This window comes from Affinundibacterium flavidum (assembly GCF_014284175.1).
GTDB lineage: Bacteria > Pseudomonadota > Gammaproteobacteria > Burkholderiales > Burkholderiaceae_D > Undibacterium > Undibacterium flavidum.
Genome location: NZ_JACOGA010000080.1, coordinates 1 through 254, shown reverse-complemented (window position 1 = coordinate 254; position 254 = coordinate 1). Strand labels below are relative to the sequence as shown.

The 254-nt window shown below is 44.5% G+C and carries 1 protein-coding gene; it reads left to right on the top strand.

The genetic code is table 11. The features are described 5' to 3' along the window. Nucleotides 1-181 precede the first annotated feature (181 nt). Nucleotides 182-254, top strand: a 73-nt coding sequence (locus tag H8K55_RS22385; protein ID WP_408057992.1) for a hypothetical protein, incomplete at its 3' end; no start/stop codon positions are given.

Here is a 254-nt window from a genome sequence, read left to right as displayed (position 1 = left end):
ATACTCGGAACGATCCGGACTTAAAAGATAAGCAGAAATTATTGGATAGCATACCTGGTTTAGGAGAACGCACCATCGCCATTTTGCTTTCATACTATGCTGATACAGAGCGATTTACCTCAGTGAAAAAGCAATTGCATTTGCAGGACTCGACCCACGTCATCATGAATCTGGCAGTAGTGTGCGGAGCAAGACTCGTATGTCAAAAGTGGGACATACTTTTATTCGCAAAGCGCTCTACATGCCTGCCATGG